Source organism: Paenibacillus amylolyticus (assembly GCF_050990605.1).
Taxonomy (GTDB): domain Bacteria; phylum Bacillota; class Bacilli; order Paenibacillales; family Paenibacillaceae; genus Paenibacillus; species Paenibacillus amylolyticus_H.
This window is the reverse complement of record NZ_CP158832.1, coordinates 4,419,825-4,434,105: the sequence shown is the minus strand read 5'-3', so window position 1 is coordinate 4,434,105 and position 14,281 is coordinate 4,419,825. Positions and strand designations below refer to the sequence as shown.

15 protein-coding genes are annotated in these 14,281 nt (G+C 46.5%); all 15 read left to right on the top strand.

Features of this window, described 5'->3' with window-relative positions:
• Positions 1-40 precede the first annotated feature (40 nt).
• The 15 genes from floA (at position 41) to ABTV53_RS19715 (ending at position 14,246) form a co-directional block, all read left to right on the top strand.
• Positions 41-1,051 (top strand): flotillin-like protein FloA, encoded by a 1,011-nt coding sequence (gene floA, locus ABTV53_RS19785; protein ID WP_433745551.1) that lies wholly within the window; start codon positions 41-43, stop codon positions 1,049-1,051.
• Positions 1,052-1,064: 13 nt separating this feature from the next.
• The gene (locus tag ABTV53_RS19780; RefSeq protein WP_433745548.1) at positions 1,065-1,661 is read left to right on the top strand and encodes a hypothetical protein; all 597 of its coding nucleotides are present in this window, start codon (positions 1,065-1,067) and stop codon (positions 1,659-1,661) included.
• 180 nt (positions 1,662-1,841) lie between these two features.
• Positions 1,842-2,135 carry a sporulation protein YqfC gene (yqfC, locus tag ABTV53_RS19775; protein WP_211080810.1) on the top strand — a complete coding sequence of 98 codons (294 nt, stop codon included), beginning with the start codon at positions 1,842-1,844 and terminating at the stop codon, positions 2,133-2,135.
• Positions 2,132-3,325, top strand: a complete 1,194-nt coding sequence (gene yqfD / locus ABTV53_RS19770; protein ID WP_433745545.1) for a sporulation protein YqfD — start codon at positions 2,132-2,134, stop codon at positions 3,323-3,325. The genes yqfC and yqfD overlap by 4 nt, the downstream gene beginning before the upstream one ends.
• A 6-nt stretch (positions 3,326-3,331) precedes the next feature.
• Entirely contained in the window at positions 3,332-4,303 is a 972-nt protein-coding gene (locus ABTV53_RS19765; RefSeq protein WP_017687243.1) for a PhoH family protein, read from the top strand.
• Positions 4,304-4,319: 16 nt separating this feature from the next.
• Positions 4,320-6,569 carry an HD family phosphohydrolase gene (locus tag ABTV53_RS19760; protein ID WP_433745543.1) on the top strand — a complete coding sequence of 750 codons (2,250 nt, stop codon included), beginning with the start codon at positions 4,320-4,322 and terminating at the stop codon, positions 6,567-6,569.
• Between the two features lie 50 nt (positions 6,570-6,619).
• Positions 6,620-7,117 (top strand): rRNA maturation RNase YbeY, encoded by a 498-nt coding sequence (ybeY, locus tag ABTV53_RS19755; protein ID WP_433745540.1) that lies wholly within the window; start codon positions 6,620-6,622, stop codon positions 7,115-7,117.
• Complete coding sequence (locus ABTV53_RS19750; protein WP_433745538.1) at positions 7,117-7,509, top strand: diacylglycerol kinase family protein; 393 nt, start codon at positions 7,117-7,119, stop codon at positions 7,507-7,509. Before ybeY ends, ABTV53_RS19750 begins: the two co-directional genes overlap by 1 nt.
• A 289-nt stretch (positions 7,510-7,798) precedes the next feature.
• The gene (locus ABTV53_RS19745; RefSeq protein WP_076211616.1) at positions 7,799-8,212 is read left to right on the top strand and encodes a cytidine deaminase; all 414 of its coding nucleotides are present in this window, start codon (positions 7,799-7,801) and stop codon (positions 8,210-8,212) included.
• Between the two features lie 37 nt (positions 8,213-8,249).
• Complete coding sequence (gene era, locus ABTV53_RS19740) at positions 8,250-9,149, top strand: GTPase Era (RefSeq protein ID WP_145151051.1); 900 nt, start codon at positions 8,250-8,252, stop codon at positions 9,147-9,149.
• 105 nt (positions 9,150-9,254) lie between these two features.
• Complete coding sequence (locus tag ABTV53_RS19735) at positions 9,255-9,395, top strand: YqzL family protein (protein ID WP_091013993.1); 141 nt, start codon at positions 9,255-9,257, stop codon at positions 9,393-9,395.
• Between the two features lie 33 nt (positions 9,396-9,428).
• Positions 9,429-10,181 (top strand): DNA repair protein RecO, encoded by a 753-nt coding sequence (recO, locus tag ABTV53_RS19730; RefSeq protein ID WP_433745534.1) that lies wholly within the window; start codon positions 9,429-9,431, stop codon positions 10,179-10,181.
• 411 nt (positions 10,182-10,592) lie between these two features.
• Positions 10,593-11,480 carry a glycine--tRNA ligase subunit alpha gene (gene glyQ / locus ABTV53_RS19725; protein ID WP_145323243.1) on the top strand — a complete coding sequence of 296 codons (888 nt, stop codon included), beginning with the start codon at positions 10,593-10,595 and terminating at the stop codon, positions 11,478-11,480.
• Complete coding sequence (gene glyS / locus ABTV53_RS19720) at positions 11,473-13,548, top strand: glycine--tRNA ligase subunit beta (RefSeq protein ID WP_433745531.1); 2,076 nt, start codon at positions 11,473-11,475, stop codon at positions 13,546-13,548. The genes glyQ and glyS overlap by 8 nt, the downstream gene beginning before the upstream one ends.
• Before the next feature lie 230 nt (positions 13,549-13,778).
• On the top strand, positions 13,779-14,246 hold the full coding sequence (locus ABTV53_RS19715) for a YaiI/YqxD family protein (protein ID WP_017687254.1): 468 nt from the start codon (positions 13,779-13,781) through the stop codon (positions 14,244-14,246).
• The last annotated feature ends 35 nt before the right edge of the window (positions 14,247-14,281 follow it).

Here is a 14,281-nt window from a genome sequence, read left to right as displayed (position 1 = left end):
ATAATTCACAAATCAAAGCGAAAATGGAGGAATTTTTATTATGGAACCAACCATGATTACGGTTTTGCTCATTGCGGTAGTTGCTATTATCGTATTGAGTGTATTCTTCAGCTTTTTCCCGGTCATGCTCTGGATCTCGGCAATTGCATCCGGTGTGCGTGTTAGTATTATTACGCTGGTCGCGATGAGGCTCAGACGTGTAACACCTAGCCGAATCGTAAATCCAATGATCAAAGCAACCAAAGCAGGTCTTCAATTGTCCATGAATCAACTAGAGAGTCACTTTCTGGCGGGTGGTAACGTTGACCGTGTAGTTAATGCTTTGATCGCTGCGCAACGTGCAAACATTCCACTAGAGTTTGAACGTGCTGCTGCGATTGACCTTGCTGGTCGTGACGTATTGCAGGCGGTTCAAATGAGTGTTAACCCACGTGTTATCGAAACGCCTGTTGTATCTGCGGTGGCAAAAGATGGTATCGAAGTCAATGTTCGAGCAAGAATTACAGTTCGTGCGAATATCGATCGACTCGTCGGTGGTGCTGGTGAAGAGACAATCATTGCCCGTGTCGGTGAGGGGATCGTAAGTACCAATGGTTCAGCAGAAACGCATAAAGTGGTGTTGGAAAATCCGGATCTGATCTCTCGTACAGTCTTGTCCAAAGGACTGGATTCTGGAACTGCCTTTGAGATCCTGTCCATTGATATTGCGGACGTGGATATCGGTAAAAATATTGGTGCATTCCTGCAAACGGAGCAGGCAGAAGCTGACAAACGAATTGCTCAGGCGAAAGCAGAAGAGCGTCGTGCGATGGCTGTAGCCCAGGAACAAGAGATGAAAGCGCGCGTTGTGGAAATGAGAGCGCGTGTTGTTGAGTCTGAGTCCGAAGTGCCGCTCGCCATGGCTGAGGCTTTACGTAGTGGTAAGATCGGTGTTATGGATTACATGAACCTGAAAAATATTGAAGCGGATACTCAAATGCGTAATACACTGGGAAAACCTGTTGAAGGTTCGAGTTCCAACGATCAGGGTGATTCCAAAAACGGAAGATAGGCGGTGAGTGCATATGGGCCTATTTGAATGGATTTTTGATAATTTGTATATTGTAGCCGTTATCGGCTTTATGCTTTTCTCCTTTTTGGGGAAAGCGGCCAAATCGGCTGATCCGAACAAAAAGCGCCCTGCCAACGGGATGCCTACGTTCGGAGGCGGCGGTGATTCAGACCGGGAAGAACGCTCAAGAGACAATTCATCTCCGCAGCAGTCTTCCGGACATACTGATCCCCGTTATGATGAACAGTATGACGATCGGTACGAGGACGAACAATATCAGAATCAGTATGGTCAGCCATATTCGGAGCCTGCTCCTTCTTCTCCGTCCGCAAGTGACTATAGAAGTGAGAACTCTTTGAGTGGCATGGAAAGCTCGCTTGATCAACAAAAGAAAGACCTGGAACGACAGGAACGATTGATTCAAGAGCGATTAAATCGCTTCTCTTCTGCAAATAAACCTGTTGTGTCTGATTCCAGTTGGGATATACCCGACACAGGTGAACAAGTGTCTCCACTTCGACCTGAAGATATTCGTACAGGTGTCCTATGGGCAGAAGTACTGGGTTCCCCGCGTTCCAAGCAACCGTTTGGTACAAGAGGGAAGCTGTAAATAAGTTAAGTTGTTGAACGGAAATAGAGCCGTCTCTGGTGAGCAGAAAGTCGCCGGAGACGGCTTTTTCTGTGTTCTTTCCTTTTTTCTAAACATTCGTCCCTAACACGCCCCGGAATTTTCATAAATTCATGAATCTGCGCATAAGTTGAACTGTAGAGGAAGGGGGAAGACCTTCGAATGACCCGGATCAGCCGCAAGCTGCGCAGATGGACCAGTGAAGTGTTGGATCTGCCGCAGGATGTGCTTTATGATATGCCACGGTTAACCCTGATCGGCAGTAAGCAACTGTATATAGAGAATCATCGCGGTGTCATCCATTTCACCCCGGATCGCATCGTGTTGGCTCTTTCCCAAGGTCAATTGGAGATCAGAGGAAATGCCTTGGTGATAAGAAACATTTTGCCGGATGAAGTAGCTGTTGAAGGAACGATTCTGGATATTCATATGAATGGAGTGGAGGGGAACGGATGAAGCAGCCCAGTCTGTACAAACTGCGGGGAGCAGTCCGAATCACGGTCACTGGGGGAGACATTGAAACATTGATCAACACGGTGGCAGAGCAGGGACTGGAAGTGTGGAACCTGCGTGCTCACGATGGACGCGTGGCAGAGATGAACATTCTGCTGCCGCATTTTTTCAGGTTGCGTCCTGTGTTGAAACGGACAGGCTGCAGGGTGAAAGTAACCCATCGCAGCGGTTTCCCTTTTTTTGCGGCCCGATTATTGCGGAGGAAGTTCTTTCTTGGGGGGATGCTGTTTTTTGTAGCAGCTTTGTTTGCGTTGTCGTCCATGGTATGGAGTGTGGAGGTTAAGGGTAACGTCACCATTCCCACCGACGAGGTGCTTGCAGCTGCGAAGAAAGAGGGCATATATCCTTTCCAATGGGGGTTCCGCTTACAAAGCCAAGACAAGCTCTCCAGGCAGCTTGCACTTGCTCTCCCGGATGTAACCTGGATTGGCGTGAGCAAAGAGGGGACAACCATTACCATTCAGGTCGTGGAATCAGCGCAACCAAAGCGCGAACCATTACTGAATCCCAGACATCTGATCAGCAAAGCAGATGCTGTCGTTACTCAAATCTACGCAGAGCAGGGACGTCCTGTTGTTCAGAAGGACATGCGTGTCAAAAAGGGGCAGGTATTGATCTCGGGGATTCTCGGGGATGAGGAGAACACCAAAACCATCGTTGCCAAAGGCGAAGTTCGTGGTCTGGTATGGCGTGAGTATCAGGTAGAGGTTCCGCTGGTGCAAAAACATAACACAATGACAGGTGAGAGCAAAGAACGTTTTTACATGGTGCTGGGGAATTGGGCGATCCAACTGTGGGGGTACGGAAGTACTCCATTCAGTTCATTTGATACCGAGAGTAATCACAAACCATTGACGTGGCGATCCTTTACACTTCCTATGGGGTGGCTGACAGAAAAAGATCTGGAGACTCGAGAGCATGAGCAACAACAGACGATAGAATGGGCCAGAACGAAGGGATTGGAAGGAGCAAGGAACGATATTATCGCCAAAAACGGCAAAGGAACAAAAATTATAAGTGAAAAAATTTTGCATGAGAAGAAAGAGAATGGTAAAGTTTATATGAAAGTCTTATTTGAAGTAGAAGAAAGCATTGCGGAAGAACTTCCGCTAGTCCATAGTCAAGGAGAATGAGGATATTTGTCAGAGCAAACACGCAGCATACAAATCTCCCTCCAGAGTGCGGGAGAGGGCCAATCTCTTTTTGGACCCCAAGATACTTTTCTTAAACTGATTGAATCCGAGATTCCCGCCCAGATTGCATCCCGTGAAGCGGAGATTGTGATTTTTGGCAACGCACAGCAGGTGGAATCGCTTGAACAATTATTTGATGTGTTACTGCAATTGATACGCAATGGATATGTGTTAACCGAGAGAGATGTGAAGTATGCGATTGAACTTGCCAAGGATATGCGGGCAGACCAGTTATTGGATCTGTTCAAGGGCGAGATTACAACGACATACCGAGGTAAACCAATCCGTGTTAAAACCATTGGACAGAAGCACTATGTAACTACAATTAAAAAACGTGATATTGTATTTGGCATTGGTCCTGCCGGTACGGGTAAAACCTACCTTGCTGTTGTACTGGCTGTTGCCGCAATTAAAGAAGGCAGCGTCAAACGCATTGTACTCACTCGGCCTGCTGTTGAAGCGGGAGAGAGTCTTGGATTTTTGCCAGGTGATCTTCAGGAGAAGGTAGACCCTTATCTGAGACCGCTGTACGATGCCCTGTATGACGTTATGGGACAAGAACAGACCGCTAAGGCACTGGAGCGTGGGTTAATCGAAATTGCACCACTTGCCTACATGCGGGGGCGTACCTTGGATGACTCCTTCATCATTCTCGATGAAGCACAGAACACAACGCCGGAACAGATGAAGATGTTTCTGACCCGTCTTGGTTTTGGCTCCAAAATGGTCATTACCGGAGACGTGACGCAGATTGATTTACCGCGTGGTAAGAAATCCGGGCTTGTGGAAGCGAATACGATCTTGAACGAAGTTAACGAGATTGGATTTGTCTATTTTGCCGAGCAAGATGTTGTACGGCATTCTCTCGTCCAGAAAATTATCGTGGCTTACAACCACGCCGCAGAAAATCAAGCATAGAAAGGGATTGTCTAAAGTGACCTCGAAGGAACCGTCAAAAGGCAAATCTTTTCAGAATAAGGCTACAGGATGGAAGTATAGCGTGTGGGCACGCTATCTTCTGTTTTTGTTTCTGGTGATTCTTTTCTACGTGAGTCTGGCTTCCAAGTTGCTCCCTGAGCGCTATGATATCCAGGAAGGGACACGGAGTGAGGTGGACATTGCTGCGCCCATGCAGATTCCGAATAACAAGGCCACACTCAAAGCACAGGAAGAAGCTGCTGAACGGGTACAGCCGATATTTCAGATTGTCCAGTTGCGAAACGAAAATTTGATGACTACCCTGCTTGACCGTGTAGATCGACTAAATCAGGATGATCAGATTTCAAGTCAGGACAAGATTGATATTTATCGGGATGAAATTCCGCAGCGCCAGAAGGACTTTGTGACCAACTATATCAATAATAATCGGAAAGCCGGTACATACTCCGAGACTCTGCTGGAAGAGATCAGAAATGTGGTACAGGAGCAAAGCTACCGTATTCCCGAAGAAACCTACATCAAAATCTCACGTCTGACATCGGACGATATCCAGGAGATGAAACCCGTTGCGAGGGATATTGTTGTCCGGTTAATGACGGATCAGATCAGTGATGCAACCACTGCCCGTGCCAAAGTAGCCGAAATGGTGAGTGTCAGCTCTCTTAGTAAGCGTACGCAACGTGAGGTCGTGCAGGAGCTTGCTCGCCTCGTGGTGACCGCTAACCGCTTCTACGATGAAGAGGGAACCAAGGAAGCGAAAGTCCAGGCGCGTGAGAACACGCAAACCGTCTTTATCAAGCAAGGGGACACATTAGTTGCCAAGGGTGAGATGATCACCCCGGAGATGTATACTTTGCTGGATGAGAATGATTTGCTGAAAAATGAAGTGAACTACTGGCCACAGCTTGGTCTTCTTATGTTTTCCTGCCTGTTGTCAGCAGCAATTCTGATGTATATTCAGCAATGCAGCGGAACGCATTTCAAATATAATAATGCGCAGCTGTTGATGCTTGTTCTCATTTTTATTATTACGATTGTGGTTATGCATGTGACGGCGATTATCCAAACCAATGAGAGGTCTTATGTGGGCTTCCTTGCACCTGTTGCGGTTGGGGCGATGTTAATTGCGCTGTTGCTGGATACGTCGCTTGCCTTTGTATGTTCGATATTGATCGGTATGTTGTCCAGCATCATTTTGAACACGCATCAGGGTCAGCTTTTTGATTTCGAACTCGGGTTCTTCGCCGTGGTAGTTTCGTTTGTTGCCATCTTTGCAACTCATCGGGCTAGCCAGCGATCAACAATCCTGAAAGGGGCCATAATGGTCTGCCTGTTCGGATCGATAGCCGTCTTCACCCTGGCGTTGATTGACTCGGGAGATTGGAATCGAACCACAACACTGTACGGTGTTGGGTTTGCATTTGCGGGTGGTGTACTAACTGCGATTCTGGTTATTGGACTGATGCCATTTTTCGAAACTTCATTTGGCATTTTGTCAGCGCTCAAACTGGTTGAACTGTCCAATCCGAACCATCCGCTTCTGCGCAAGTTGCTCACGGAGACACCGGGTACCTATCATCACAGCGTTATGGTAGGGAATCTGTCCGAAGCAGCAGCAGAAGCCATAGGAGCTAACGGATTGCTCTGCCGAGTGGGTTCGTATTATCATGATATTGGCAAGACGAAGCGCCCCATCTATTTTATTGAAAATCAGAACAATATGGAGAATCCGCATGATTCAATTGATCCAAAACTGAGCAAATCCATTATCGTTGCTCATGCGCGCGATGGGGTGGAAATGCAGAAGGATTACAAGCTGCCCAGACCTATTCGGGATATTGCGGAACAGCATCACGGCACGACATTTCTCCACTACTTCTATCACAAAGCACTGCGCCAGGCTGAAGAAGCAGGCGTTGAGCCTGATTTCACGGAAGAAGATTTCCGTTACCCTGGGCCGAAGGCTCAGTCCAAGGAATCGGCTATTGTTGGCATTGCTGATAGTGTGGAGGCTGCTGTGAGATCTTTGCGCAAACCGACAGTGGAGCAAGTGGAATCCATGATTGAGAAGATTATTAAAGGACGATTGGACGATCATCAATTCAATGATTGTGACCTTACGATGCGTGAACTGGATATCGTCGCCAGAACATTGAAGGAAACGGTGATGGGTATCTTCCACTCCCGGATAGAATATCCGGAGGAGATTAAGAAACCAAAGCCGACTTCACCTGAAGCGGGTTGATTTCACTTTTTGAACAACCTCTAATATGAGCAGACAGGAGTTATGAAAGAATGAGTCTTAATCTGGCATGGAATAATGAACAACAGGATAAAGAAATTACAGAACCGATGATTGCGATGCTGGAACAGTTGCTGAATCTCGCCGGAGAAGCGGAAGGTGTTGCAGATGGGGAAGTGGCTCTGACTTTTGTGAACGATGAGCAGATCCATGAGTTGAACCGTGATTATCGCGGCATTGACCGTCCTACGGATGTACTGTCTTTTGCAATGCACGAAACGGTAGATGAAGAGCTCGATATTATTTATGAGCTTGACGACGATGAAGAAATGGAAGAAATGCCAGATGTTCTTGGAGACATCATCATTTCCGTACCACGGACCATCCTGCAAAGTGAGGAGTATGGACACTCATTTGAACGTGAACTTGGTTTTCTGTTTGTCCATGGTTTCTTACACCTGCTCGGATACGACCATCAGGATGAGGCAAGTGAGGCTGAAATGATGGGCAAACAAGAAGCGGTATTGGCCCAGGCCGGGTTGACACGATAATGAAAAGGCGCTCCTGGGGTCTGGTATTCCGCAATGCTGCGGAAGGAATCGCATATGGGTTGCGGACTCAGCGTAATGTGAGAGTTCACACGGGAGTGGCTATTTTGATGTGTGTAGCCGGCTTTTTTTTCAGAATTTCAAGAACGGATTGGATGTTTGTGCTGACCGCTGTCTTTTTGGTCCTCGTGACTGAATTGATGAACACGGCTGTAGAGGCAGCGGTTGACTTGGCACACCCCCATATCCATCCGCTGGCAAAAGCGGCGAAGGATACCGCGGCCGGTGCAGTTCTTCTGGCTGCGGTATTCGCCGTAATCATCGGTTGTATCGTTTTCATTAAGCCGGTGATGAGCTGGCTGGGTTTTACTGATGTTGTTTTAACTTTGTTTTAATTCGTTTCGATTTGCTTTGCTTTTAAATACTACACACTAATATAAAGTTGGATCTTTTTTAAGTTGAACTTTTGATTTACGCGATAACGTAGAGGCCAGAAATAACTTGTAGAAGCGCAGCGTTCGCCTTTATCCCCGGATTTTCACTTTAAAAAAGTGAATCAAAAAATCTGGGGATAACAGCGATCAAAAAGTTATTCTGGACGCGGAGTGGCCAGTGTAAATGATCTTTAGTTGAACTTAACTTATAGAGCGCAGCTTTATATTGCACCCTAAGGGAGAGAATATGATGGATAATGGTTTGCTAATGCAAGAAGCAATTAAGGCACGTACGAAGGCGTATACGCCTTACTCCCATTTTGGTGTAGGTGCAGCTTTGCTTGACAGTGAAGGACATGTGCATCATGGTTGTAATATTGAGAATGCTGCGTATACTCCAGGTAACTGTGCTGAGCGTACAGCGATGTTCAGCGCCATTGCAGGTGGGCAGAAGCCTCGAAGCTTCAAAGCGATTGCCATTGTGGGAGACACGGATGGTCCGATTGCTCCGTGTGGCGTATGTCGTCAGGTCATGTACGAACTGTGTGAACCCGATATGAAAGTCATCTTGGGGAACATGAAAGGTGATCTGCAAGAGACTACCGTTGCTGAACTGTTACCTTGGGCTTTTGGGCCTTCTGATCTGAACTCTGCCAAAAAATAAACCAATATTCCAGGCCTAGGCGCCTGAGGAGGAACATATGAAAAAACAAGCATTTAAATCCGGTTTTGTAGCCATTATTGGACGTCCAAACGTAGGTAAATCCACACTGATGAACCAGGTGATCGGACAGAAAATTGCGATCATGTCGGACAAGCCACAAACCACACGTAATAAAATTCATGGTGTGTACACATCCGAACATCAGCAAATCGTATTCCTGGACACACCGGGGATTCACAAGCGACAATCCAAACTTGGCGATTACATGAACCAAACAGCTCTGAACACACTTGGAGAAGTAGAGGCAGCGCTGTTCCTTATTGACGCTTCGGAAGGTATGGGTGGCGGTGACCGTTACATTGCGGAACAGTTGAAAAATATTCGTACACCTGTCATTCTTGTCATGAATAAAATTGACAAAATCGAGCCGGAAGCGCTGCTTCCTCTTATTGAGGAGTATCGTAAGTTACATGATTTCGCTGAAATCGTGCCTGTTTCTGCCATGCTCGGCAGTAATGTAAGTACCTTATTGGAACAGCTCGGCAAGTATTTGCCAGAAGGTCCACAGTACTATCCAGATGACCAGGTTACTGATCATCCAGAGCAGTTTGTATGTGCGGAATTGATCCGTGAGAAAATTTTACAGATGACTCGTGAAGAAGTACCGCACTCCATTGCCGTAACGATTGAGGATATGAAAGTACAAGATAACGGTGTCGTTTATATCTCAGCTGTCATTTTTGTGGAACGTGATTCGCAAAAAGGGATCATCATCGGGAAGCAGGGTGCCCTTCTGAAAGAAGTAGGCAAACGAGCTCGACATGACATTCAGAACCTGCTTGGCTCCAAAATTTTCATGGACTTGTGGGTTAAAGTGAAAAAAGACTGGAGAAATCAGGATCGGGTTCTGCGTGACCTTGGCTTTGGTCGCGAATAATCCATCGGGATTGTATCCAGTAATTGCAACACATAGTTTACCTTGCAAGACTCCATCCTATTTGGTAGATGCAGACGTCATTTCCGAAGAGAGGATGAAATTCCGATGCGAGATTTTTCGTGGAAGGTTTTTGCGATGACGGGGGATGTGGAGTCCTATTTGTTATATACCGAGGCATGTAACTCGTTAGGGCAGGAGTCGGATCATGCAAGGGAAGTGATTGAAGATGAAGAAGCCGAAGGATAATTGGCTAATTCGGGAATGGTTAGGTGACGAGGCATGCTATACAGGGTGGAAGGGATTGTCATCCGCAGCATGGACTACGGCGAAGGGAACAAAATCATTACGCTTTGCACCGAAAGCGGCGGGAAAGTAGGTGTACTCGTCCGCGGTGCCAAAAAGCCCAAGAGCCGACATGCTGCACTGGTGCAGCCGTTTACGTATGGTCAATATGTATATTTTCGCAATACAGGTCTAGGCACACTGAACGCTGGAGAAATTGTTGAATCCTATCATGAGTTGCGTGAAGATCTGGTCAAGGCCTCTTATGCCTCTTATGCCTGTGAACTATTGGATCGTGTGCTTCAGGATGAAGAGACAGGTACGTTTTGGTTCAAACAATTGAAGGCTTGTTTGCAGGCGTTAAAAGAGGACAAAGATCCGGTTGTTATTACAAGTCTGTACGAAATGAAAATATTACAGGCGTCGGGTTATGGTCCACAGTTCGATGAGTGTATCTCTTGTAACCAGGGGCGACCGGATGAGCAGTTGTTTGTAAGCCCCAGACTTGGTGGCGTCTTGTGTCGTGCATGCAAACATTTCGATCCTCCGGCGATGTCAGTCAGTCCGAAGGCTCTAAAGTTGTTACGTTTGTTCGCACAGTTGGATCTGCAGCGCCTGGGAAATATATCAGTGAGTGACTCTACCCGTGATGAGATCAAAAAGCTGATGCGTGCTTTTATGGATCAGCAGCTTGGTCTGAATCTTAAATCCCGTTCTTTCCTCGATCAGATGGAGAAGTACGGGATTTGAGGCGTTTACGTGAATGTGAAACTATATCTTGACTTCATACTAGATTTTATATATTATGAAATATAATTTCTCTTTATGAGACATGCATTGAACGAGAAAGTAAAAGACTGGATTTATTACATTGGTGGGGACAAGTTGTTGTATAACACTTGTGAATCATGAATGAGCGAGCCGGGGATGGTGGGAGCCTGGTTGAATCGGTCTTTGAAACGGCACTCGGGAGCATGAATGGACACGGAAAAAGTGGGCTGGAACGGACAGGATCATCCTGTTTGATCCAAGCCAAGTAGGGTGGAACCGCGGGAATAGCTCTCGTCCCTACGTCTGTACAACAGGCGTAGGACGGGGGCTATTTATTGTTGTCTTCACCGTTCTAAGCTTGCTAATAAACCATCGAAAAGGAGCATGATTATGAATTTTCAGCAGATGATTCTAACGCTGCAACAATTCTGGGCCGAGCATAACTGTATTATTGTTCAGCCATATGATACGGAAAAAGGGGCAGGTACGATGAACCCGATGACCTTTTTACGTTCGCTTGGACCCGAACCTTGGAAAGTGGCCTATGTGGAGCCTTCCCGTCGTCCTTCGGACGGACGTTATGGTGAGAACCCGAACCGGCTGTACCAGCATCATCAGTTCCAGGTAATCATCAAACCTTCGCCGGACAATATTCAGGAAATTTACCTGGAAAGTCTGAAGCGTCTGGGTATTGATCCGCTCAAGCATGATATTCGGTTTGTTGAAGATAACTGGGAGAATCCTTCTCTTGGTTGTGCAGGTCTTGGTTGGGAAGTATGGTTGGACGGAATGGAAATTACGCAATTTACGTATTTCCAACAGGTTGGCGGAATCGAGACAAATCCGGTAGCTGTTGAGATTACGTATGGTATGGAGCGTTTGGCTTCTTACATTCAGGAAAAAGAAAATGTGTTTGATTTGGAATGGGTGGAAGGTATCACTTATGGTGATGTATTCCGTCAGCCAGAATTCGAACACTCTAAATATACGTTTGAAGTATCTGATGTCAAAATGCTGTTTACACTTTTCAACATGCATGAAGAAGAAGCAAACAAGGCCATGGCGCAGCATCTGGTATTCCCGGCATATGACTATGTGCTGAAATGTTCCCACACATTCAACCTGTTGGATGCACGTGGAGCCATCAGTGTAACGGAACGTACGGGTTACATCACACGTGTCCGTAATCTGGCTCGCCAAGTCGCTGCAACATATATGGAAGAGCGTGAGAAGCTGGGCTTCCCGCTGATCAAGAAAGGGGGAGCCGAGCATGTCTAAGGATCTGTTGTTTGAAATCGGACTGGAAGAAGTACCTGCACGTTTCATGCGCGCAGCGATCGCACAACTGCAAGAGCGTGTCGTGAAATGGCTTGATGCATCCCGCATTGCCTATGGTGAAGTGAATGCGTATGCCACACCGCGCAGACTGGCTGTTTTGATCCAGAACGTGGCTGAAAAGCAAGAAGATATAGAGGAAGAAGTAAAAGGTCCTTCACGCAAAATTGCCCTGGACGACAGTGGAAATTGGAGCAAGGCTGCACTCGGATTCGCCCGCAGTCAAGGTGTTGAACCGGACCAATTCACATTCAAGGAACTGAACGGTGTCGAATATATCTATGCAATGAAGTCCAGCAAAGGTGTGGAGACGGCTTCTGTGATTGGCGAAGGATTACTTTCTGTATTACATGCCATGACGTTCCCCAAATTTATGCGTTGGGCTTCCTATGATTTCAAATTTGTCCGTCCAATCCGCTGGATTGTGGCTATGCTTGGCAGTGATGTCATTGATCTGGAAGTGACAGGTGTTAAGTCGGGTAATGTAACTCGCGGACATCGTTTCCTTGGTAAGGAGGCCGTGATCTCCACTCCGTCTTCATACGTGGAAGTATTGCGTTCCGAACATGTCATTGCAGATATCCAGGAACGTGAACAGATGATTGTATCCCAGATTCAGGCACTGGCTGCTGAGAAAAAATGGGATATTGCGATTAAGGAAGATTTGCTGGAGGAAGTCCTGTTCCTGGTCGAAACACCTACCGTATTGTTCGGGACATTTGACTCTTCATTTTTGAATATTCCACAAGAAGTATTGATTACTTCCATGCGTGAGCATCAGCGTTATTTCCCTGTATTGGACAATGAAGGACAATTGTTACCATTCTTCGTGACGGTACGCAACGGTGGAAGTGATTCACTGGATGTTATTGCAAAAGGGAATGAAAAAGTACTGCGTGCACGTCTGTCTGATGCCAAGTTCTTCTATGAGGAAGACCAGAAACTTCAGATTAAGGATGCATTGTCGAAACTGGAAAGTATCGTCTTCCAAGAAGAGCTGGGAACGGTTGGAGATAAAGTACGCCGTATTCGCAAAATTGCTGATGGACTTGCTGCCAAACTGCAAGTATCCGGTGATGTTGCCGAATCCGTTAGCCGCTCAGCAGATATCTGCAAATTCGATCTGGTGACATTGATGGTGGGTGAATTCCCGGAACTGCAAGGTGTGATGGGTGAGGATTACGCTCGTAAAGCCGGCGAAAAAGAAGAAGTGGCTAAAGCGGTATTTGAACACTATCAGCCACGTTTCGCTGGAGATCAATCCCCTGCTTCTCTGGTTGGTGCGATTGTGAGTGCTGCGGACAAAATGGATACAATCGTGGGTTGTTTCTCAATCAACATTATTCCAACGGGCTCTCAAGATCCGTACGCGCTGCGCCGTCAGGCTGCAGGTATTGTACAGATTTTGCTAGATCACAAGCTTCCATTGACATTGTCAGACGTGTTCGGAGTAGCACTTCAAGTGCATGCCCAGATGAACTTGTTGAAACGTGCAGACGAAGAGGTTCGTAAAGACCTCCAAGACTTCTTTGGTCTTCGTGTGAAAAAATTGTTGTCCGAAACCGTTCGCTACGACGTAGTGGATGCCGTAATTTCTTCCGGATTCGATGATATCAGCGCTGTGGTTCCAAAAGGTGAAGCGTTGATGGCAGCTGTTCTGACAGGAGACGCATTTAAAACAACGGTTGAATCGTTCAACCGTGTTGGTAATCTGGCTGCCAAAGCATCCAATGCTTCGGTACATCCTGAACTGTTCACAGAAGATGGAGAGCGTCAGCTACACGAGTCATGGAGCAGAACGAATGCAGAATATCGTCAGGCGTTGACTCAGCATCATGCTGCTGAAGCTCTGGCTATTGCATCTGCTTGGAAAGATGGTATTACTTCTTTCTTCGATTCGGTCATGGTTATGGCTGAAGATGAGGCTGTTCGGGCGAATCGACTTGCGTTGCTTGCGGCTATTGATCGTGACTTGAAAGGATTTGCTGATTTTTCCAAGTTGGTTTGGTAAATCGGGCATATTTCATGAGTCCTTTTCCACAGACTTGGAGTAAAGCTAAAATTCAGTATTAAAGAAGGATATATGAGGGTATAAATATACGGAACGGGTTGTGAAATGTATTTTTGACAACCGCTCCGTATTTTAGCCTTTGATTTCCCTCGTTCCGGCAGAAGGATTTTGCCTGGCCGGGGTCGTATATTACAATATGCAGCTATTTTATGAAACCGGGTGGTCTGGGTTTGAGTGAGTTAAATATACGTCATATTGTTGTGGATGGTGATGCTTGCCCGGTCAAAACCGAGATTGCGCAAACCGCTCGCCTTTTCAACATCCCTGTACTGTTAGTCTCTTCATTTGATCATTTGCTTCAAGGAGGAGAAGGGGTGCGTACCGTGCAAGTGGATCGCAGCGATCAGAGCGCAGACCTCTATATTGCTAATCATATTAAGCCATACGATGTGGTTATCACTCAGGACTATGGACTTGCGGCACTTGCGCTCGGCAAACGTTGTTATGTTTTATCCTTTCGTGGTCGTGAGTTCAACGATCGTGACATTGATTTCATGTTGGACTCTCGTCATACTGCGGCCAAAGCACGAAAAAGAGGCCATTACGGGAAAGGCCCAAAGCCTTTCACAGAGCAGGATCGAGAAATGTTTCAACATAAACTGACAAAACTTTTAAAAGATTTGCAGGAGAATGTGTAAGTTTATCGAATTATATTTACGTGTTGAAGAGATGA

Excerpts from the sequence above, each read along its gene's own strand:
- glyQ (WP_145323243.1), top strand. The coding sequence starts at position 10,593 with ATGAATTTTCAGCAGATGATTCTAACGCTGCAACAATTCTGGGCCGAG.
- ABTV53_RS19745 (WP_076211616.1), top strand. The coding sequence starts at position 7,799 with ATGGATAATGGTTTGCTAATGCAAGAAGCAATTAAGGCACGTACGAAG.
- ABTV53_RS19750 (WP_433745538.1), top strand. The coding sequence starts at position 7,117 with ATGAAAAGGCGCTCCTGGGGTCTGGTATTCCGCAATGCTGCGGAAGGA.
- era (WP_145151051.1), top strand. The coding sequence starts at position 8,250 with ATGAAAAAACAAGCATTTAAATCCGGTTTTGTAGCCATTATTGGACGT.
- ybeY (WP_433745540.1), top strand. The coding sequence starts at position 6,620 with ATGAGTCTTAATCTGGCATGGAATAATGAACAACAGGATAAAGAAATT.
- recO (WP_433745534.1), top strand. The coding sequence starts at position 9,429 with ATGCTATACAGGGTGGAAGGGATTGTCATCCGCAGCATGGACTACGGC.
- glyS (WP_433745531.1), top strand. The coding sequence starts at position 11,473 with ATGTCTAAGGATCTGTTGTTTGAAATCGGACTGGAAGAAGTACCTGCA.
- ABTV53_RS19735 (WP_091013993.1), top strand. The coding sequence starts at position 9,255 with ATGCGAGATTTTTCGTGGAAGGTTTTTGCGATGACGGGGGATGTGGAG.
- yqfC (WP_211080810.1), top strand. The coding sequence starts at position 1,842 with ATGACCCGGATCAGCCGCAAGCTGCGCAGATGGACCAGTGAAGTGTTG.
- floA (WP_433745551.1), top strand. The coding sequence starts at position 41 with ATGGAACCAACCATGATTACGGTTTTGCTCATTGCGGTAGTTGCTATT.
- ABTV53_RS19780 (WP_433745548.1), top strand. The coding sequence starts at position 1,065 with ATGGGCCTATTTGAATGGATTTTTGATAATTTGTATATTGTAGCCGTT.
- yqfD (WP_433745545.1), top strand. The coding sequence starts at position 2,132 with ATGAAGCAGCCCAGTCTGTACAAACTGCGGGGAGCAGTCCGAATCACG.